The organism is Pseudomonas sp. 1121_17 (genome assembly GCF_052850745.1).
The window spans coordinates 48308-67874 of record NZ_VXCX01000005.1 but is presented as its reverse complement, the minus strand read 5'-3'; the positions used below and the strand labels follow the sequence as shown (position 1 = coordinate 67874).

Here is a 19567-nt window from a genome sequence, read left to right as displayed (position 1 = left end):
ATCATCGGTGCCAGACGCTTATCTCTGAAAGTAATGTTTATATGTAAAGTTAGAACTTTATTGAATATTGGTTTTCGAGTGAGGTCCGCAGGTCGCGTGGTTGTTGGGCTGGGCGGGAGGGTGGGGATTTTGATGCCTGGACGGCATATTAAATATTCACGGGAGGCATTGGTCTGGCGGGGGATGGGCCGCAAAGCGGCCCCAAAATGGATCAGATATCAGCAACCTTCTGCCAAACCTTGGGCCGGAAGAACAATGTCTCGCCCCGCGCCAGCCCGGTCAGGCTGTCATGGTCCTTGACCACCTCGGCTTCGATCAGCTCGCTCTGCCCTTCCACCTTCAAGGTCACCCGCGTGGTCGCGCCCAACGGCCGAATATCACGCACCTCGGCCGCATGGTGGCCTTCGGTTTCATGCCGCGACAACGACACCTCGTGTGGGCGGAACAGCACATGGTTGCCTTCACTCAGGCTCATGCGGTTGGAGTCACCAAGGAAGTGATAGACGAAGTCGTTGGCTGGCTTTTCATACACCTCACCCGGCGAGCCGATCTGCTCGATCACGCCCTTGTTCATCACCACGATGCGGTCGGCGACTTCCATCGCTTCTTCCTGGTCGTGGGTAACGAATACCGAGGTCAGGTTAATGTCTTCGTGCAGCCGCGCCAGCCAGCGGCGCAGCTCTTTACGCACCTTGGCATCCAGCGCACCGAACGGCTCGTCGAGCAGCAGTACCTTGGGCTCGACCGCCAGGGCGCGAGCCAGAGCGATACGCTGACGCTGGCCGCCGGACAACTGCTCGGGGTAACGGTCGGCCAGCCAGTCGAGCTGGACCATGTTCAACAGCTCATGGACCTTCTCGGCGATGCGGCTTTCGCTCGGCCGCTCGCCCTTGGGCTTCATGCGTAGGCCGAAGGCGACGTTGTCGAACACGCTCATGTGGCGGAACAGCGCGTAATGCTGGAACACGAAGCCGACGTTGCGATCACGCACGTCATGCCCGGAGACATCTTCGCCATGGAAGACGATGCTGCCATCGTCCGGCGTCTCGAGGCCGGCGATGATCCGCAGCAGGGTGGTCTTGCCGCAGCCCGACGGGCCGAGCAGAGCCACCAGCTCGCCGCTGTTGATATCCAGGTTGATGTTGTCCAGAGCCTGGAAGCTGTTGAAGCGCTTGCTGACGTTACGAACTTCGATCGACATGAATTATTCCTCCGCTGCGCTTTGGCGCAGACGGTTAATACGGTTCTCGCTCCACTGCTTGAGCAGCAGGATGAAGAGCGCCAGGATCAGCAGCAAGCTCGCCACGCTGAACGCCGCGACGTGGTTGTATTCGTTGTAGAGGATTTCGACGTGCAGCGGCAAGGTGTTGGTAACCCCGCGGATATGCCCGGACACCACCGACACCGCACCAAACTCGCCCATCGCTCGCGCAGTACACAGCACCACGCCGTAGATCAGGCCCCATTTGATGTTGGGCAGGGTCACGTGCCAGAACATCTGCCAGCCATTGGCGCCAAGCAGGCGCGCGGCCTCTTCCTCTTGAGTGCCCTGCTCTTGCATCAGCGGGATCAGCTCACGGGCCACGAATGGCACGGTAACGAAGATGGTCGCCAGGACGATGCCCGGCAAGGCGAACACGATCTGGATGTCGTGATCCTGCAGCCACGGTCCGAAGAAGCCTTGCGCGCCGAACATCAGCACATAGACCAGACCGGCGATTACCGGCGAGACCGAGAACGGCAGGTCGATCAAGGTCACCAGGATGCTCTTGCCGGCAAAGTTGTACTTGCTCACGCACCACGCCGCACTGACCCCGAACAGCAGGTTCAGCGGCACCGAAATGGCCACCGCGAGCAAGGTCAGCCTGAGCGCCGACAGTGCATCGGGTTCGAAGATCGCCTCGAAGAACGTGCCGAAGCCGTTCTTCAGCGCTTGGGAAACCACGATCACCAGCGGCAACAGCAGAAACAGCGCAAACACCAGCCAGGCCGAAATGATCAGCACCCGCCGTGAGGTGGCGCTGCCGCGGCGGGCGGCGTTGGCGGCGGCCGTTGCGCTTAGAGTTGAACCAGACATGGGCGGTCCTCCTTCAAGGGGTTTCGATGCGCCGCTGAAGCAAGTTGATCAGCAGCAGCAGAATGAAGGAAACCACCAGCATCAAGACGCCGATGGCAGTAGCGCCGGTGTAGTCGTACTGGTCGAGCTTGACCATGATCAGCAACGGCAAGATTTCGGTCTTCATCGGCATGTTGCCGGCGATGAAGATCACCGAGCCGTACTCGCCAACACCGCGAGCAAAGGCCAGCGCGAAGCCGGTCAACCAGGCCGGTAGCAGCGCCGGCATGAGGATATGGCGGAATACCTGCAACGGTTTCGCGCCCAGGCAGGCAGCCGCTTCTTCGACTTCACGGGGGATGTCGGCCAGCACCGGCTGCACCGTCCGCACCACAAATGGCAGGGTGACGAAGGTCAGCGCCAGGGTGATACCCAGCGGCGTGTAGGCGATCTTGACACCGAGGTCGGTGGCGAACTGCCCGACCCAGCCGGACGGCGCATACAGCGCGGTCAGGGCGATGCCGGCGACTGCCGTGGGCAAGGCGAAAGGCAGGTCGATCATCGCGTCGATGATCTTGCGCCCGGGGAAGGTGTAGCGTACCAGCACCCAGGCCAGCAGGGTGCCGATGATGCCGTTGATGATGGCGGCGAACAGGGCAGTGCCGAAACTCAGCTTCAGCGCGGCAATCACTCGCGGGGCGCTGATGATGTTCCAGAACTGCTCCCAGGTCAGCTGCGAGGCATGCACGAACATGGCCGCCAGCGGTATCAGCACGATCAGGCTGAGGTACACCAAGGTGTAGCCCAGAGTCAGCCCGAAGCCGGGTATGACGGGGGATATACGACGTGACATAAAGGTCCCTGGTTTAACGCATCAAGCCCGGGACAAGTCCCGGGCCTATGCAGGCTACTGAAGCTCCAGTGCGGCACTGTACTGCCGAGTTACTGCGCCTGGTAGATCTGATCGAACACACCGCCATCGTTGAAGAATTTCGGCTGTGCAGTTTTCCAGCCGCCGAAGTCCTTGTCGATGGTCACCAGGTCAAGTTTGGGGAATTGCTTGCCATATTCGGCAGCTACTTTCTGGTCACGCGGGCGGTAGAAGTTCTCGGCGGCAATTTTCTGCCCGGCCGGGCTGTACAGGTACTTGAGGTATTCCTCGGCGATCTGCTCGTTGCCTTTCTTCTGCGCGTTCTTGTCGACCACTGCCACTGGCGGCTCGGCGAGGATCGACAGCGAAGGCACGACGATTTCGAACTTGTCGCCGCCGCCATCTTCCTTCAAGGCCAGGAACGCTTCGTTTTCCCACGCCAGCAGCACATCGCCCTGACCATTATTGACGAAGGTGATGGTCGAGCCGCGGGCGCCGGTGTCCAGCACAGGCACGTGCTTGAACAGCTGCTGCACGTATTCCTGGGCCTTGGCTTCGCTGCCGCCGGCTTTCAGACCATAGGCCCAGGCGGCGAGGAAGTTCCAGCGAGCGCCGCCGGAGGTTTTCGGGTTGGGAGTGATCACCGACACGTCGTTCTTGACCAGGTCGCCCCAGTCCTTGATGCCTTTCGGGTTGCCTTTGCGCACCAGGAAGACGATGGTCGAGGTGTACGGTGTGCTGGCGTCCGGCAGGCGGGTCTGCCAGTTCTCTGGCAGTGTCTTGCCGAGCTTGGCGATTTCGTCGATGTCGCCAGCCAGGGCCAGGGTCACCACGTCGGCGCGCAGGCCGTCGATCACTGCACGGCCTTGCTTGCCCGAGCCACCATGGGACTGCTGAATCTTGACCTTGTCATCCGGGTGCGCCTGCTGCCAGTGCTTGATGAACTCGGCGTTGTACTGCTGATACAGCTCACGGGTTGGGTCGTAGGACACGTTGAGCAGTTCGTAGTCCTTGGCGATGGCGGAACCGGCAAACACGGCACTGGCCAGAGCGGCGAGTGCATAACGGCGGATGGACATGGTGAAGCTCCCGAATTGGCATTTTTTTAATTGGTAGGTAGTGCGCGATCAGCCGGTCTTGTTGCCGGGCTGCTGCAGGCGGAACTTCTCCTTGCGCTCGATCTGCACGACCTGAGCGTTGTGCACGGTGATCTCTACCGCGCCGAAGCGCAGGTCGCGCAGAGCGGCCTGGATCTCACGCAAAATGGTCGCTTCGTCCTGACCATCGATGCTACGCAGGGATGCACTCATGCTCGTTCTCCTTTGAGTGAAGTGCCGGGCAGGGTTTGAAGGGGATTTGCGCCTGGCTTGAAGCTGATAATAGTGAGGCGCTGATATTCTTAAAAATACTATTTAAGAATGTTTATATAACCAAAAGCAAAAAGGCCACTGTGCTGGACAATGGCCTTTTCTGAACGGCGCGCGGTATTAGCTGGGCGACTGTTCTGGCTCGCGAATCTTGTACCAGGCCACATACAGCGCCGGCAGGAACAACAGCGTCAGCAGCGTTGCACTGATGATGCCGCCGATCATGGCATAGGCCATCGGCCCCCAGAACACCTCGTGGGCAATCGGGATCATGCCCAGGCTGGCCGCCGCTGCGGTGAGCAGGATCGGCCGGCGGCGATGGTTGGTCGCCTCAAGCACCGCCGCCCAGGGCGACAGGCCCTGCGCCTCGAATTCGTCAATCTGGGTGACCAGGATCACCGAGTTGCGGATGATGATGCCGATCAGCGCCAGGATTCCGAGGATCGCCACAAAGCCCATTGGCGTACCCGTCGGCACCAGCGCCAGCACCACCCCGATCAAGCCCAAAGGCGCCACGCTGACCACCAGGAACAGCTTCTGCACGCTGTGCAGCTGGATCATGAGGAAAGTCGCCATGAGGAACAGCATCAACGGGATAACCTGGCCAATTGGCCCCTGCGCCTTGCTGCTCTCCTCGACCGTACCGCCGGTGGCCACTTCGTAGCCCGACGGCAATTTGCTGGCGAACTCTTCGATACCCGGTTTGAGCTGTTTGACCAGGTCGGTCGGCTGGATATCACCGTTGACCGAGGCCTTGATGGTGATGGTCGGCTTGCGATCGCGGCGCCACACCAGCGGTTGCTCCAGCTCGTAGCGCACCGTGGCAATCGACAGCAGAGGGATCGAGGTGCCGTTGGGAGTCAATATCTGCAGGTTCTGCAAGGTATCGGGCGAGCCGCGCTCGCTGTCTTCGGCGCGGGCGATCACGTCGACCAGGTAGATGCTGTCGTTGACCTGGGTGATCGGCACGCCACTGACAATGCTGTTCATCACATTGGCGACGTCTTCGGACGACAAGCCCAACTGACGCGCCTTGTCCTGAGCGATCTCGACCCGCAGGACTTTGCCCGGCTCGTTCCAGTCGAAGATCATCTCGCCTATATGCTGATTGCTGTCGAGCATGGTCGCCAGGTCGATCGCGTGCTTGCGCACCAGGTCGATGTCCTTGCCGCTGATCCGGTACTGGATTGGCCTGCCCACCGGCGGGCCCATCTCCAGCGACTGCACGTTGCTGCCAATGCCGACGAAGTCTTCGCGCAGCAGCTTGCGCAGCCGGTCCATCAGCCCGGCACGCTCCTCCAGGCCTTTGCTGACGATCACCAGCTGGGCGTAGTACGGGTTCTGCAACTGCTGGTCGAGCGGCAGGTAGAAACGGATCGCGCCCTGGCCGATGTAACTGCTCCAGTGCACCAGATCGGGGTCGTCCTTGATCTTCGCTTCAAGCCGATCGACCACCTTCCGGGTCTCCTCGATCGAGGCGTTTTGCGGCAGGTTGAGGTCGACCAGGATTTCCGGGCGGTCCGATGACGGGAAGAACTGGTTCTGCACAAAGCGCATCGAAAACAGCGCCAGAGCGAAGATCAGCACCGTGCCGATGATCGTCCACCAGCGGTTGCGCATGCACCACAGCAAACCATGCTCGAAGGCACGACCGACGCGGCCAGTCTTGGCTTCGTGTTCCTTGACCTTGTTGGCCTTGAGGATATGCACGCCGAGTACCGGGGCGAAGAACACCGCCACCACCCACGACACGATCAACGCCACTGCGATCACCGCGAAAAGGGTGAAGGTGTACTCGCCGGCAGAGCTGGCATTGAGCCCGATGGGCACAAAGCCGGCCACCGTGACCAGAGTGCCGGTCAGCATCGGGAAGGCCGTCGAGGTATAGGCAAAGGTGGCCGCCTGCTCCTTGGTTTCGCCCATTTCCAGGCGCGTGACCATCACCTCGACGGTGATCATCGCGTCATCCACCAGCAGGCCGAGAGCGATGATCAGTGCACCCAGCGAGATCCGCTGCATGGTGATGCCGCTGTATTCCATGAACAGGAACACCATCGCCAGCACCAGCGGGATCGAACAAGCCACCACCAGCCCAGCGCGCACACCGAGGCTGACGAAGCTCACCGCCAACACGATCAGTACCGCCTCGAACAAGGCACTGGTGAAGCCGCCAACTGCCTTCTTCACTACCACGGCCTGATCCGACACGGTGTGCACACCAACCCCGACCGGCAAGTTGGTGATGATCTGGTCCATCTTGGCTTTCATGTCGGCGCCGAACGCCTGGATGTTGCCCCCGGCTTTCATGCCAATGGCCAGGCCAATAGCCGGCTGGCCGTTGTAACGGAACATCGGTGCAGGCGGGTCGGTGTAGCCGCGCTGGATATTGGCGATGTCGGCCAGGCGGAAGAAGCGATCATTGATCCGCAGGTTGACGCCCTCGAGGTCTTTCTCAGAGCTGAACTGGCCGCTGGTGCGCACCGAAATCCGCTCAGGGCCGGCCTCGATCACCCCCGCTGGGGTAACTGCGTTCTGGGCTTGCAGAGCCTGCATGACCTGGCGCTGGTCGATCCCCAGTGCCGCCAGTTTGCGCGTGGAGAAGTTCAGGTAGAGCACTTCGTCCTGCACGCCAAACAGCTCGATCTTACCGATGTTGGGCACTTCGCGGGCTTCGGCGCGGGCCTGCTCGACGTAGTCACGCAGTTGCCGCTGGCTCAGGCCATCGGCGGTGAAGGCATAGATGGTGCCGTAAACGTCGCCGAATTCATCATTGAATGCCGGGCCCTGAATACCTTTGGGGAACTGGCCGCGAATGTCGTCGATCTTTTTGCGCACCTGGTACCAAATGGCCGGGATATCCGGCGCCTTGGTGGTATCGCGCAGATACACATAGACCGTCGACTCACCGGGGCGGGTATAGCTTTTGACGTAATCGAGCGAGTCCAGCTCTTCGAGCTTTTTCTCGATGCGGTCAGTGACCTGATTGAGCGTCTCGTCCTGGGTCGCGCCGGGCCAGCGGGTCTGGATGACCATGGTCTTGATAGTGAACGACGGGTCTTCTTCACGGCCCAGGTTGAAGTAGGAGAACACCCCCATCAGCACACTGACGAACATCAGGTACCAGACAAAGGACTGATGCTTGAGCGCCCATTCGGACAGGTTGAAGCTTCCTTTCATTGCGCATCCTCGTCAAAGCTGACCGGCTGGCCGGGCTTCAAGCTGTTCACGCCGGCAGTCACCACGCGCTCACCCGGCTGCACGCCGGAGGCCACGACGATGCTGCTGGCGGTGCGGTCGATCAGGGTCACGTCGCGCAGGGCCACGGTCTTTTGTTGGGTGTCGAGGACCCACACTTGGGTCTTGCCGTCGCGTTCGAGCAAGGCGCTCAGCGGCAACTCGCTACGCGGGGTGACCGCCGAGGACAGGTTGACGCTAATCGCCGTGCCCAGGTGGAACGCTGCGGGGGTACTGGCCAGGGTCAAACGCGCACGCCGGGTGCGGGTGGTGGCGTCGGCTTGCGGCTCCAGCTCGCGCAGGGTCGCGGTGGTATTGACCGCAGGGTCGAGCTGCGCGGCAACAGTGAAAGTCAGGTCTTTACTCAATTGTTCGGCCAGGCCGATTGGCAGGTCGATGACCGCCTCTTTGACGTCGGGGCGGGCCAGCGTGACCACTTCCTGGCCAGCGCTGACGGTTTGCCCGGCCTCGGCACGCCAGGCGGTGACCACTGCGGCGTTGTCGCTGCGCAAGGTGCTGTAGTCGAGCTGGTCGCGGGCCTGGCTGACTGCGGCGCGCGCTTGTTCGAGCGATGCACCCGTGGTTTTCAGATCGGTCTGGGCAATGTCCAGTTGGGCCTGGGCGCCAACACCACGGTCGTAAAGCTGCTGCTGGCGGCGGGCATTGGCCTGGGCATTGATCCATTGCGCCTGGACCCGCGCCAGGTCGCCCTCGGCGGCACGCAACTGGTTCTGTTGATCGGTCGGGTCGAGGGTGGCGAGAATATCGTCCGGTTTGACCTGGGCGCCGACATCGAGCCAGCGCCGGGCGATCCGTCCTGACACGCGAAAGCCCAGGGTGCTTTCATAGCGGGCCTGGATCGTCCCGGCGAAGCGCCCCAACTGCGCCTGAACCTGCGGCTGGACCACGGTCGACAGCACCGGGCGGACCGGTTCGGCAGCCTCCTCGTCCTTGCCACAGCCGCCCAGCAGCGCAGCCGAGCAGAGTATCAGCAGCACTGCTTTCATGGCGCGGCGCCTCCGTCCTTGGCGTTGACTTTCTCAACCTGCATACCGGGGTGCAAAAGCTGCCCGCCGCTGACCACCACGGTCTCGCCGCCTTTGACGCCATCGGCAATCACCACTCTGCCGGTGAGATAGCGGCCGACCTGGACTGGGCGCAGTTCAACCTTGTCGCCCTCGCCGACCACCCACACTGCCGGCTCCTTGAGCGCCTTGGTCAAGGCCGACCACGGCAGTTCGATGCTCGGCCGGCCCTGGGTGCGGCCGCTGGCGGTGACAGGCGAGCCGAGTTGCATGCCGGCGGGCACACTCTGCAGGGCGACCTTGATCTGCACCGTGCCGCTGTCGGCAGACACTGTCGGGGTCACTTCGCGCACCTGGCCCTGCGCCTGCACCTGCGGGTTGTCGAGCAGCTTCACGATCACTGGCGCGTCGCTGGGCGGCGCCATCAGCAGCGATTCGTAGACGTTGAAGACCGCATCGCGATCACCGTCCACGGCCAGGCCAAAGATCGGCATGGTCGCCTGCACCACCTGGCCAACCTCGGCCTGGCGCGAGGTAATGACGCCATCAGCGTCGGCAACCAGCGCGGTGTAGCTCAATTGCTCCCTGGCATTGGCCAACTGCGCCTGAGCGGCCTTCAAAGCACTTTGATTGCCGCGCAGCGCCGCCTCGGCAGAATCATATTCGCTGCGGCTGGTGTAGCCCTTGGGCAGCAGTTTCTGCTGGCGAACGAAGGCTGCGCTGGTCTGGGTTACCCGCGCCTGCGCAGCAAATACCTCGGCCTTGGCCGAGTCGACGTTGTTCTGCAGGTCCTTGGGATCGAGCCGCGCCAGCACCTGGTTGGCCTTGACGTGATCGCCGACGTCGACGCTGCGCGAGATGATCTTGCCGCCGACCCTGAAAGACAGGTCGGTCTGCACACGCGCCTGGACGTCACCGGTAAGGGTCACGTTGGCGGCAAAATCTGTGGTCTGGACTTGCTGTACACCTACTCTGGGCAATTCCGGCGGGGCAATTTCTTCCTTGCAACCCACCAATAGCGACAAATAACCCAGGCAAGCGACCGACAATAGACGCCTTAACGGCATGCGTGCTCCTTGCTTGCGCGCAAATGGTTCGAGGGATGCGACTGTTAGCGTAGATCAGGGTTCCGCAATCAGCATTGACGTACACCGATTGTCGCGCCAGTCCCGCATAATCATTCACCGAAAGACACGCCTGCAGGTGCAACATGCTGACCACTCTGGCCATCGCCAACTACCGCTCGATCAATGAACTGGTGATGCCGTTGGGGCGCCTGAACCTGATCACCGGCGCCAATGGCAGTGGCAAGTCCAACCTGTACAAGGCGTTACGCCTGCTGGCTGAAACCGGCCGCGGTGGCGTGGTCAATGCGCTGGCAGCCGAAGGCGGCCTGGAGTCGACGTTCTGGGCCGGTCCGGAGAAAATCACCCGGCGCATGCTGGCCGGCGACGTCGAGGTCGAAGGTGGCCCGCGCCAGCACGTCAAACGGTTGAAGATGGGCTTTGCCGGCGAAGACTTCGGTTACGCCATCAGCCTCGGCCTGCCGCCACCGACCCACTCAAAGTTCGGCCTCGACCCGCAGGTCAAGCACGAGGCGATCTGGGCCGGCCCGGTATGCCGCCCCGCCAGCCTGCTGGTGCAACGTAGCGCGGCTATGGTCAAGTTGCGCGAGGGCCGCCAGTGGCAGGTGGTCAACCAGCACATGACCGAATTCGACAGCTTGTTCGATCAGGTCGGCAGCCTGCACGGCTCGCCAGAAGTGCTGCACCTGCGCGAGAGCATCCGCAGTTGGCGCTTTTACGATCACTTTCGCACCGACCCGGAAGCACCGGCGCGCCAGTCGCGCCTCGGCACCCGCACCCCGGTGCTGCATCACGATGGCCGCGACCTTGCCGCCGCGCTACAGACCATCGATGAGATCGGCGACCTGCAGGCCCTGCAGGATGCGGTCAGCGACGCTTTTCCTGGGGCGCAGGTAAAAGTCGATGCCGAGGCCGGCGGGCTGTTCCGGCTGCGCTTTCATCAGGCCGGGCTGCTGCGCCCGTTGAGCGCCGCCGAGCTGTCTGACGGCACCCTGCGCTACCTGCTGCTGGTGGCGGCACTGCTGACCCCGCGACCGCCGAGCATGATGGTGCTGAACGAACCGGAGACCAGCCTGCATCCAGACCTGTTGCCGGCACTGGCGCGACTGATCATCAAGGCGTCCGAACGGAGTCAGGTGTGGGTGGTGTCGCATGCGCCGCGCCTGGTGGCAGCACTTGAGCAGCATGATCAATGCAACTCGATACGCCTGGAGAAGGCGCTGGGGCAGACGGTGATCGTCGGCCAGGGCATGCTCGATCAGCCCATGTGGAACTGGCCGGACTGAGCCCGGCGTACTGCTACCCCGCCGCTCTGGCAAGCGGCGAGGTAGCAGTGATTACGCTGATCAGGCCGAAGCGGGCGCCTGGCTCGGGCGACGTACCTGAGGCTGGCCAACGCTTGCCGCTGCACCCTCCTCGATAGCCTGCTGGATGGCCTTGCGGCGGTGCTCTTCAGCGCGGCGGCTGAAGTACCAGACCATGAAGGTCACCAGCGATACCGACAGCAGGATCAGGCTGGCCACGGCGTTGATCTCGGGTTTGACCCCGAGCCGCACTGCCGAGAACACTTCCATCGGCAAGGTGGTCGAGCCTGGCCCGGAGACGAAGCTGGCCAGTACCAGGTCATCCAGCGATAGCGCGAACGACATCATGCCGCCCGCCGCCAGCGACGGCGCGATCATCGGGATGGTGATCAGGAAGAACACCTTCCACGGCCTGGCACCGAGGTCCATCGCTGCTTCTTCGATCGACAGGTCCAGTTCACGCAGGCGCGCCGACACCACTACCGCCACGTAGGCTGCGCAGAACGTGGTGTGGGCGATCCAGATGGTGACGATGCCGCGCTCCTGCGGCCAGCCGATCATCTGCGCCATGGCCACGAACAGCAGCAACAGCGACAGACCGGTGATCACCTCGGGCATGACCAATGGCGCCGTGACCAGGCCACCGAACAGCGTGCGGCCCTTGAAGCGGGTGACCCGGGTCAGCACGAACGCGGCCAGGGTACCCAGCGCCACCGCGGCGACTGCGGTGTAGCAGGCGATCTCCAGCGAGCGCATCACCGAGCCCATCAGCTGGGTGTTGTCGAGCAGGCCGATGTACCACTTCAGCGACCAGCCGCCCCATACCGTTACCAGCTTGGAGGCGTTGAACGAGTAGATCACCAGGATCAGCATCGGCAGGTAGATGAACAGCAAGCCGAGCACCAGCATCAGCTTGGAAAAACTGAAACGCTTCATGCTCTGCCCTCCATCTCTTTGGCCTGGCTACGGTTGAACAGCAGGATCGGTACGATCAGGATCGCCAGCATCACTACCGCCAGCGCCGAGGCTACCGGCCAGTCACGGTTGTTGAAGAATTCCTGCCACAGCACTTTACCGATCATCAGGGTTTCCGGGCCGCCGAGCAGTTCTGGAATGACGAACTCACCCACCACCGGAATGAACACCAGCATGCAGCCGGCAATGATGCCGTTTTTCGACAGCGGCACGGTGATCTTCCAGAAGCTGTTGAAGGTGCTCGAACCGAGGTCCGAAGCGGCTTCCAGCAGGCTCTGGTCGTGCTTCACAAGGTTGGCGAACAACGGCAGGATCATGAACGGCAGGTATGAATAGACCACGCCGATATACACCGCCAGGTTGGTGTTGAGTATCTGCAGTGGTTGATCGATCAGGCCGATCCACATCAGGAAGCTGTTGAGCAACCCGTTGTTGCTGAGGATGCCCATCCAGGCGTACACCCGGATCAGGATCGCGGTCCAGGTCGGCATCATGATCAGCAGCAGCAGGACCGTCTGGCTTTCCTTGCGCGCGTTGGCGATGGCATAAGCCATCGGATAACCGATCAACAGGCACAGCACGGTGCTGATGAAGGCCATCTTCAACGAGCCCAAGTAGGCCGAGATATACAGCTCATCCTCGGTCAACAGGCCATAGTTGGCCAGGTTGAGCACCAACTGAATCTTGTCTTCGACGTAGGTGTAGATCTCGGTGTACGGCGGGATCGCCACGTCGGCTTCGGCAAAGCTGATCTTCAACACGATGAAGAACGGCAGCATGAAGAACAGGAACAGCCAGATGAACGGCACGCCGATCACCAGGTGCCGTCCCTCCGGGACCAGCCTCTGGAAGGCTCGCTTGAGCTTGCGGATTTTCATGAGCGCAGTACCACGCCGCTGTCGTCTTCCCACCATACGTAGACTTCGTCGCCCCAGGTTGGGCGGGTACCCTGGCGCTCGGCGTTGGCCACGAACGACTGGACGATCTTGCCGCTCGGCAGCTCGACATAGAACACCGAGTGGCCGCCCAGGTAGGCGATGTCATGCACCTTGCCGCGCGACCAGTTGTATTCATAGCTCGGCTGCTCGGTGGTGACCAGCATCTTCTCTGGACGCAGCGCGTAGAGGATGCTCTTGTCCTCGACCGAGGTGGAAACACCGTGGCCGACGTAGATATTGCGCTCAAGCTCGGGGCTGGCGATCAGCGCGTGGCCCTCGGCGTCGTCGACCACCTGCCCTTCGAACAGGTTGACGTTGCCGATGAACTCACACACCAGGCGGCTGGTGGGGGTTTCGTAGATGTCGATCGGCGAGCCGATCTGAGCGATCCAGCCCAGGTGCATGATGGCGATGCGCTCGGCCATGGTCATGGCTTCTTCCTGGTCGTGGGTCACCATCACGCAGGTCACACCGACCCGCTCGATGATCTGCACCAGTTCCAGCTGCATCTGCGAGCGCAGCTTTTTGTCCAGCGCGCCCATCGGCTCATCGAGCAGCAGCAATTTCGGCCGCTTGGCCAGCGAGCGCGCCAGCGCCACCCGCTGGCGTTGGCCACCGGACAGCTGGTGCGGCTTGCGCTTGGCGTACTGGGTCATGTGCACCAGCTTGAGCATCTCGTCCACGCGGGCGTCGATCTCGGCCTTGGGCATCTTGTCCTGCTGCAGGCCGAAGGCGATGTTTTGCGCCACGGTCATGTGCGGGAACAAGGCGTAGGACTGGAACATCATGTTGATCGGCCGCTCGTACGGCGGCATGTCGGTGATGTCGACCCCATCCAGATAGATGCGCCCTTCGCTCGGCCGCTCGAAGCCTGCCAGCATGCGCAGCAGGGTCGATTTACCGGAGCCGGAGCCACCCAGCAGGGCGAAGATCTCGCCTTTGCGGATTTCCAGGGACACATCGTCCACGGCAATTGTTTCGTCGAACTTTTTCGTGACCCGGTCGATCTTGACCAACACCTGCTTGGGTTGCTGGCCACCCTCGAGGGCTTTCTTATAGGCACTGGAGGCAACTGCCATGAGTGAAACTCCCAACAAGATTTTTAAGCCCGCCCTCAAGGAGGCGGGTCTGGATGATTATTTGCCCGACTTGACCTTGGTCCAGCTGCGGGTCATCAAACGTTGCACCTTGGGCGGCAACTCGCTGTTGACGAACATCTTGTCCAGTACTTCCTGCGGTGGGTAAACCGCGGCGTCGTTCCTGACATCCTGGTCCATCAGCGCGCCAGCCTTGGGGTTCGGGTTGGCGTAACCGACGTAATCGCTGACCTGGGCGATAACCTCAGGCTTGAGCAGATAGTTGATGAAGGCGTGGGCCTCCTTGCTGTTTTTCGAGTCGGCCGGAATCGCCAGTACATCGAACCAGAGGTTGCCGCCTTCCTTGGGAATCGCGTAGGCCAGGTTGACGCCCTTCTTCGCTTCTTCAGCGCGGGCCTTGGCCTGGAACACATCACCGGAGAAACCGGCGGCCACGCAGATGTCGCCGTTGGCCAGGTCGGTGATGTATTTGGAGGAATGGAAGTAGGTCACGTAAGGGCGCACGGCCAGCAGCTTCTTCTCGGCAGCGGCGTAATCCTTGGGGTTGCTGCTGTTGGGATCGAGGCCCATGTAGTTGAGCACCGCGGGCAGCATTTCGTCAGCCGAATCGAGGAAGGCCACACCGCACTTGGACAGCTTCTTCATGTTTTCCGGTTCGAACAGCACTGCCCACGAGTCGATGCTGTCGACGCCGAGCACGGCCTTGACCTTGTCGACGTTGTAACCGATGCCATTGGTGCCCCACAGATACGGCACGGCGTAGAGATTGCCGGGGTCGTTCTTCTCCAGGCGCTTCATCAGCGCCGGGTCGAGGTTGGCATAGTTGGGCAGCAGACTGCGGTCGAGCTTCTGGAATGCGCCCGCCTTGATCTGCTTACCGAGAAAATGGTTGGACGGCACGACCACGTCATAGCCGGTACGACCGGCGAGCAGCTTGCCTTCCAGGGTTTCGTTGGAGTCAAAAACATCCTGTACCGGTTTGATCCCGGTTTCTTTCTCGAAATCGGCGAGGGTGGTTGGCCCGATGTAGTCCGACCAGTTGTACAGATGCACCGTAGGCGCCGCTTGGACGCTGCATGCCAGCGTCAGGCCCGCTCCGGCCAGCAAGGCCTTGCGAAGTACAGATTTAGACAAGTGGATGCTCCTTGGCAATCAGTGCATTCGGTGACGGTAGCCGTCAGTGATAAAGGCGCCGCCAGACTGGCAAAACCGGCGCGCAACTTACCCTTGCAGGGACGCTGCGGCAAACTTATTCGTCGTAGTGCGCCTCCGGGCCGAAAACCGCGGCCCAGAGGCTTTCACTCAGGCTTACTTGCCCGACTTGATCTTGGTCCAGCTGCGGGTGATCAGACGCAGGGTGCCTGCATCGAGATCGCTGATTGCGTACAGCTGTTTCTTCACCGCATCCGACGGGTAGATGGCCGGGTCGCTGGTGATGTCCTTGTCGACCAGGGCAGTCGCCGCCTTGTTGCCGTTCGGGAAGCGCACGGCGTTGGTGATCTCGGCCATGACTTCAGGCTGCAGCAGGTAGTTCATGAACTGGTACGCAGCGTCGAGGTTGCTGGCATCCTTGGGGATGGCGACCATGTCGTAGAAGGTGCCGGCACCTTCCTTGGGAATGGTGTACGCCAGCTTGACCTTGTCGCCAGCCTCGTGAGCGCGGGCTTTGGACTGTTCGAGGTCACCCGAGTAGCCGACTGCAACACAGATGTTGCCGTTGGCAAGGTCGGAGATGTACTTGGACGAGTGGAAGTACGCCACCGATGGGCGGATCTTCATGAACAGGTCTTCGGCTGCTTTCAGGTCAGCCTTGTCTTTGCTGTTGGTCGGCTTGCCCAGGTAGTGCAAGGCGGCCGGGATCATTTCGGTCGGGGCGTCGAGGAAGGTAACGCCGCAGCTCTTGAGCTTGGCCATGTTCTCTGGCTTGAACACGGTGTCCCACGAGTCGATCTTGTCCACACCCAGCGCGGCCTTGACCTTCTCCGGGTTGTAGCCGATACCGATCGAACCCCACATGTACGGGAAGGCGTGCTTGTTGCCTTCGTCGCTGGCATCGCCAACGGCCTTGAGCAGGTCTTCGTCGAGGTTTTTCCAGTTGGGCAGCTTGGAGCGGTCCAGCTCCTGATAGACGCCGGCCTTGATCTGTTTGGCGAGGAAGTTGTTCGACGGTACGACGATGTCGTAGCCAGACTTGCCTGCCAGCAGCTTGGCCTCGAGGGTCTCGTTGCTGTCGAACACGTCGTAGACCACTTTGATGCCGGTCTGCTTTTCGAACTTGGCCACGGTATCCGGGGCAATGTAGTCCGACCAGTTGTAGACGTGGAGTACTTTGTCGTCAGCCTGAACTGCGGTAGCCATGGCACCCATGAGGGCGGCGGCCAGCAACGTCTTGCCCATTTTCTTCATGCGTAATGCTCCAGAATTTATTATCAAGCCATCTGTTCAGCAGCCAGGTCCCATGGTGCAAGCGCTGGGCGACTGAATCAGTCGCTAGTCTGGCAAGTTACAAGGCGCTGTATCAACAACAGCAGACCCTTGTAACCGCTTAATGTCACAACGCTAGCGTAGCAGGCGGCTATTTCACCGCTTCATAGGTCAAATCCAGGCACTTGCGCGCCTTTTCCACCAGTTCGTCGATCTCGGCATGGGAGATCACCAGCGGCGGCGCGATGATCATGGTGTCGCCTACGGCGCGCATGATCAGGCCGTTGTCGAAGCAGAAGTTACGGCAGATCATGCCGACGCCCTTGCCCTCGTAACGGCTGCGAGTTGCCTTGTCCTTGACCAGCTCGATCGCGCCGAGCAAGCCAAGGCCGCGCACTTCGCCTACCAATGGGTGGTCCTGCAGCTCACGTAAACGCTTTTGCAAATACGGTGCCGCTTCTGTCCTGGCGCGCTCGACAATGTGCTCATCGCGCAGCAGGCGCAGGTTTTCCAGGCCGACTGCAGCCGCCACCGGGTGCCCGGAGTAGGTGAAGCCGTGGTTGAAATCGCCGCCTTCGCTGAGTGCCTGGGCCACCTTGTCACGCACGATCACACCGCCCATGGGGATGTAACCGGAGGTCAGCCCCTTGGCGATGGTCATCAGGTCAGGCTGGAGGTCGTAGTAGTCCGAACCGAACCACTCGCCGGTGCGGCCGAAACCGCAGATCACTTCATCGGCGACGAACAGGATGTCGTACCTGGCGAGGATCTCCTTGATCTTCGGCCAGTAGGTTTCTGGAGGAATGATCACCCCGCCAGCACCCTGGATCGGCTCGGCGATAAACGCCGCAACATTGTCTTCGCCGACTTCGAGAATCTTCTGTTCCAGCTGCTCGGCCGCCCACACACCGAAGGCGTCCGGGCTCATGTCACCGCCCTCACCGAACCAATACGGCTGAGGAATATGCACGATGCCCGGGATCGGCAAGCCGCCCTGCTCGTGCATGCCACTCATGCCGCCCAGACTGGCACCGGCCACGGTCGAGCCGTGATAGCCGTTGATGCGACCAATGATGGTCTGCTTGTGCGGCTTGCCCTTGAGCGCCCAGTAATGGCGAACCATGCGCAGCACGGTGTCGTTGCCTTCGGAGCCGGAGCCGGTGAAAAACACATGAGTCATGCCCGCCGGGGCAACGTCGCTGATCGCCTTTGCCAGCTCCAGCGCCGGCGGGTGGGCGGTCTGGAAGAACAGGTTGTAGTACGGCAACTCACGCATCTGCTTCTCTGCCGCCTGCACCAGTTCTTCACGCCCGTAACCCACCGCAACGCACCACAGCCCGGCCATGCCGTCGAGGATCTTGTGACCCTCGCTGTCCCACAGGTGCACGCCCTCAGCCTTGGTGATGATGCGCGGGCCCTTCTCCTTCAGCTGTTTGTAGTCGCTGAAAGGTGCCAGGTGGTGTTCACCGCTGAGGGTTTGCCAGTCACGGGTTTGCGGGTTGTTGACGCTCATGTGCTTCTCCGTTGTGCGACAGCCGCGCTCCTGCGGGCCGGGTTTGGTTCAGACGGCAAACAGCAGGAATTCACGTTCCCAGGAGCTGATCACGCGTTTGAAGTTTTCATGCTCGGCGCGCTTGGTGGCGACGTAGCCGGCGATGAATTTCTTGCCCAGGTACTGCTCCAGCTCATGGCAGTTCTCCATGCGTTCCAGTGCATCCTCCAGGGTGAGCGGCAGGCGCAGGTTGCGCCGCTCGTAGCCACGGCCCTGCACCGGTGCGCTTGGTTCGATGGCCTGGATCATGCCGATGTAGCCACACAGCAGGCTGGCAGCGATGGCCAGGTACGGGTTGGCATCGGCGCCTGGCAGACGGTTCTCGACTCGGCGGTTCTGCGGCCCGGCATCCGGCACACGCAGGCCGACGGTGCGGTTTTCTTCACCCCACTCGACGTTGACCGGCGCCGAGGTGTCGGGCAGGAAGCGACGGAACGAGTTGACGTTGGGGGCGAACAGCGGCAACACATACGGGATGAACTTCTGCAGCCCGCCGATATGGTTGAGGAACAGCTGGCTCATGCTGCCGTCGGCGTTGGCGAAAATGTTCTTGCCGGTCTGCATGTCGACCACGCTCTGGTGCAGGTGCATGGCGCTGCCCGGCTCGCCGGTCATTGGCTTGGCCATGAAGGTGGCGGCAACGTTGTGCTTGAGCGCAGCCTCGCGCATGGTCCGTTTGAACACCAGTATCTGGTCGGCCAGGTGCAGTGCATCACCGTGACGGAAGTTGATCTCCATCTGCGCCGTGCCGTCTTCGTGGATCAGCGTGTCGAGGTCCAGCTGCTGCAGTTCGCACCAGTCATAAACGTCTTCGAACAGCGGGTCGAATTCGTTGGCGGCTTCGATCGAGAACGACTGGCGGCCGGTTTCCGGGCGGCCCGAGCGGCCTACCGGCGGTTGCAGCGGGAAGTCCGGGTCTTCGCTGCGCTTGGTCAGGTAGAACTCCATCTCCGGCGCGACGATAGGCTGCCAGCCCTTGTCGCTGTAGAGCTTGAGCACTTTCTTCAACACGTTGCGCGGCGACAGCTCGATCGGGTTGCCCTTTTTGTCGTAGGTGTCGTGGATCACCTGAGCAGTTGGCTCGATGGCCCAAGGCACGAGAAACACCGCGTTCTCGTCAGGTCGGCAGATCATGTCGATGTCGGCCGGGTCGAGCAGTTCGTAATAGATGTCATCGTCGACATAGTCGCCGGTCACGGTCTGCAGCAGCACGCTCTCAGGCAGGCGCATGCCCTTTTCGGCGATGAACTTGTTGGTCGGCGAGATCTTGCCGCGGGTGATGCCGGTCAGGTCGCTGATCATGCATTCCACTTCGGTGATCTTGTGTTCTTTCAACCAATCGGTGAGCTGGTCGAGGTTGTTACTCATAAATACCTCAGGAGGTAAGGTGGCCCGGTCGGGATAGCTCGGGCAGTGCTGACGTCGGGCGTCGATCAAGGCGGTAGCCGGCTCGGCGCAAGGGCCGCAGCAGACCCGCGCCTTGATTCTGGATGGAGTAGCCGGGCATTGCAAAACTGCGCGCACAGGACGTCATCGGAACCACACCGACGGCGGGATTCCTTGAAGCATTCACAGGGCAGAACAAGCGAAGGGGGTGCAGCAGACTGCGACGTAAGGCGTATGGACCGGGGCGACCGTC

The 19567-nt window shown here is 61.4% G+C and carries 16 protein-coding genes; 1 reads left to right on the top strand and 15 read right to left on the bottom strand.

Annotated features, from left to right (window positions below; translation table 11 throughout):
* Positions 1–211: 211 nt before the first annotated feature.
* From FW789_RS12200 to FW789_RS12165, 8 genes are all read right to left on the bottom strand, one after another.
* On the bottom strand, positions 212–1201 hold the full coding sequence (locus tag FW789_RS12200) for a sulfate/molybdate ABC transporter ATP-binding protein (RefSeq protein WP_101315337.1): 990 nt from the start codon (positions 1199–1201) through the stop codon (positions 212–214).
* Positions 1202–1204: 3 nt separating this feature from the next.
* Positions 1205–2077 carry a sulfate ABC transporter permease subunit CysW gene (gene cysW / locus FW789_RS12195; protein WP_103435626.1) on the bottom strand — a complete coding sequence of 291 codons (873 nt, stop codon included), beginning with the start codon at positions 2075–2077 and terminating at the stop codon, positions 1205–1207.
* A 13-nt stretch (positions 2078–2090) separates the two neighbouring features.
* On the bottom strand, positions 2091–2909 hold the full coding sequence (cysT, locus tag FW789_RS12190; RefSeq protein WP_103435625.1) for a sulfate ABC transporter permease subunit CysT: 819 nt from the start codon (positions 2907–2909) through the stop codon (positions 2091–2093).
* Between the two features lie 89 nt (positions 2910–2998).
* Positions 2999–4006 carry a sulfate ABC transporter substrate-binding protein gene (locus FW789_RS12185; protein WP_101315331.1) on the bottom strand — a complete coding sequence of 336 codons (1008 nt, stop codon included), beginning with the start codon at positions 4004–4006 and terminating at the stop codon, positions 2999–3001.
* 48 nt (positions 4007–4054) lie between these two features.
* Entirely contained in the window at positions 4055–4237 is a 183-nt protein-coding gene (gene oscA / locus FW789_RS12180; protein WP_101315329.1) for a sulfur starvation response protein OscA, read from the bottom strand.
* A gap of 177 nt (positions 4238–4414) precedes the next feature.
* The gene (locus FW789_RS12175; protein WP_446431495.1) at positions 4415–7471 is read right to left on the bottom strand and encodes an efflux RND transporter permease subunit; all 3057 of its coding nucleotides are present in this window, start codon (positions 7469–7471) and stop codon (positions 4415–4417) included.
* On the bottom strand, positions 7468–8535 hold the full coding sequence (locus tag FW789_RS12170; RefSeq protein WP_103435623.1) for an efflux RND transporter periplasmic adaptor subunit: 1068 nt from the start codon (positions 8533–8535) through the stop codon (positions 7468–7470). The genes FW789_RS12175 and FW789_RS12170 overlap by 4 nt, the downstream gene beginning before the upstream one ends.
* The gene (locus tag FW789_RS12165; protein ID WP_101315323.1) at positions 8532–9620 is read right to left on the bottom strand and encodes an efflux RND transporter periplasmic adaptor subunit; all 1089 of its coding nucleotides are present in this window, start codon (positions 9618–9620) and stop codon (positions 8532–8534) included. The genes FW789_RS12170 and FW789_RS12165 overlap by 4 nt, the downstream gene beginning before the upstream one ends.
* A 143-nt stretch (positions 9621–9763) precedes the next feature.
* Between FW789_RS12165 and FW789_RS12160 the strand changes: the two genes are divergently transcribed.
* Entirely contained in the window at positions 9764–10924 is a 1161-nt protein-coding gene (locus tag FW789_RS12160) for an AAA family ATPase (RefSeq protein ID WP_207072878.1), read from the top strand.
* Between the two features lie 60 nt (positions 10925–10984).
* Here FW789_RS12160 and FW789_RS12155 read toward each other — a convergent pair whose 3' ends face one another.
* The 7 genes from FW789_RS12155 to FW789_RS12125 all read right to left on the bottom strand — a co-directional run bounded on the left by FW789_RS12155 (position 10985) and on the right by FW789_RS12125 (position 19296).
* Positions 10985–11878: an ABC transporter permease subunit gene (locus tag FW789_RS12155; protein ID WP_103435621.1), complete on the bottom strand. Its 894-nt coding sequence runs from the start codon at positions 11876–11878 to the stop codon at positions 10985–10987.
* Entirely contained in the window at positions 11875–12795 is a 921-nt protein-coding gene (locus FW789_RS12150; RefSeq protein WP_101315318.1) for an ABC transporter permease subunit, read from the bottom strand. Before FW789_RS12150 ends, FW789_RS12155 begins: the two co-directional genes overlap by 4 nt.
* The gene (gene potA / locus FW789_RS12145; protein WP_101315316.1) at positions 12792–13934 is read right to left on the bottom strand and encodes a polyamine ABC transporter ATP-binding protein; all 1143 of its coding nucleotides are present in this window, start codon (positions 13932–13934) and stop codon (positions 12792–12794) included. The genes FW789_RS12150 and potA overlap by 4 nt, the downstream gene beginning before the upstream one ends.
* A 57-nt stretch (positions 13935–13991) precedes the next feature.
* Complete coding sequence (locus FW789_RS12140) at positions 13992–15086, bottom strand: polyamine ABC transporter substrate-binding protein (protein ID WP_101315314.1); 1095 nt, start codon at positions 15084–15086, stop codon at positions 13992–13994.
* Between the two features lie 174 nt (positions 15087–15260).
* Positions 15261–16358, bottom strand: coding sequence for a polyamine ABC transporter substrate-binding protein (locus FW789_RS12135; RefSeq protein WP_101315312.1), 1098 nt, complete (start codon positions 16356–16358; stop codon positions 15261–15263).
* Between the two features lie 169 nt (positions 16359–16527).
* Positions 16528–17889: an aspartate aminotransferase family protein gene (locus tag FW789_RS12130; protein WP_446431494.1), complete on the bottom strand. Its 1362-nt coding sequence runs from the start codon at positions 17887–17889 to the stop codon at positions 16528–16530.
* 48 nt (positions 17890–17937) lie between these two features.
* Complete coding sequence (locus FW789_RS12125; RefSeq protein ID WP_103435619.1) at positions 17938–19296, bottom strand: glutamine synthetase family protein; 1359 nt, start codon at positions 19294–19296, stop codon at positions 17938–17940.
* Positions 19297–19567: the final 271 nt, after the last annotated feature.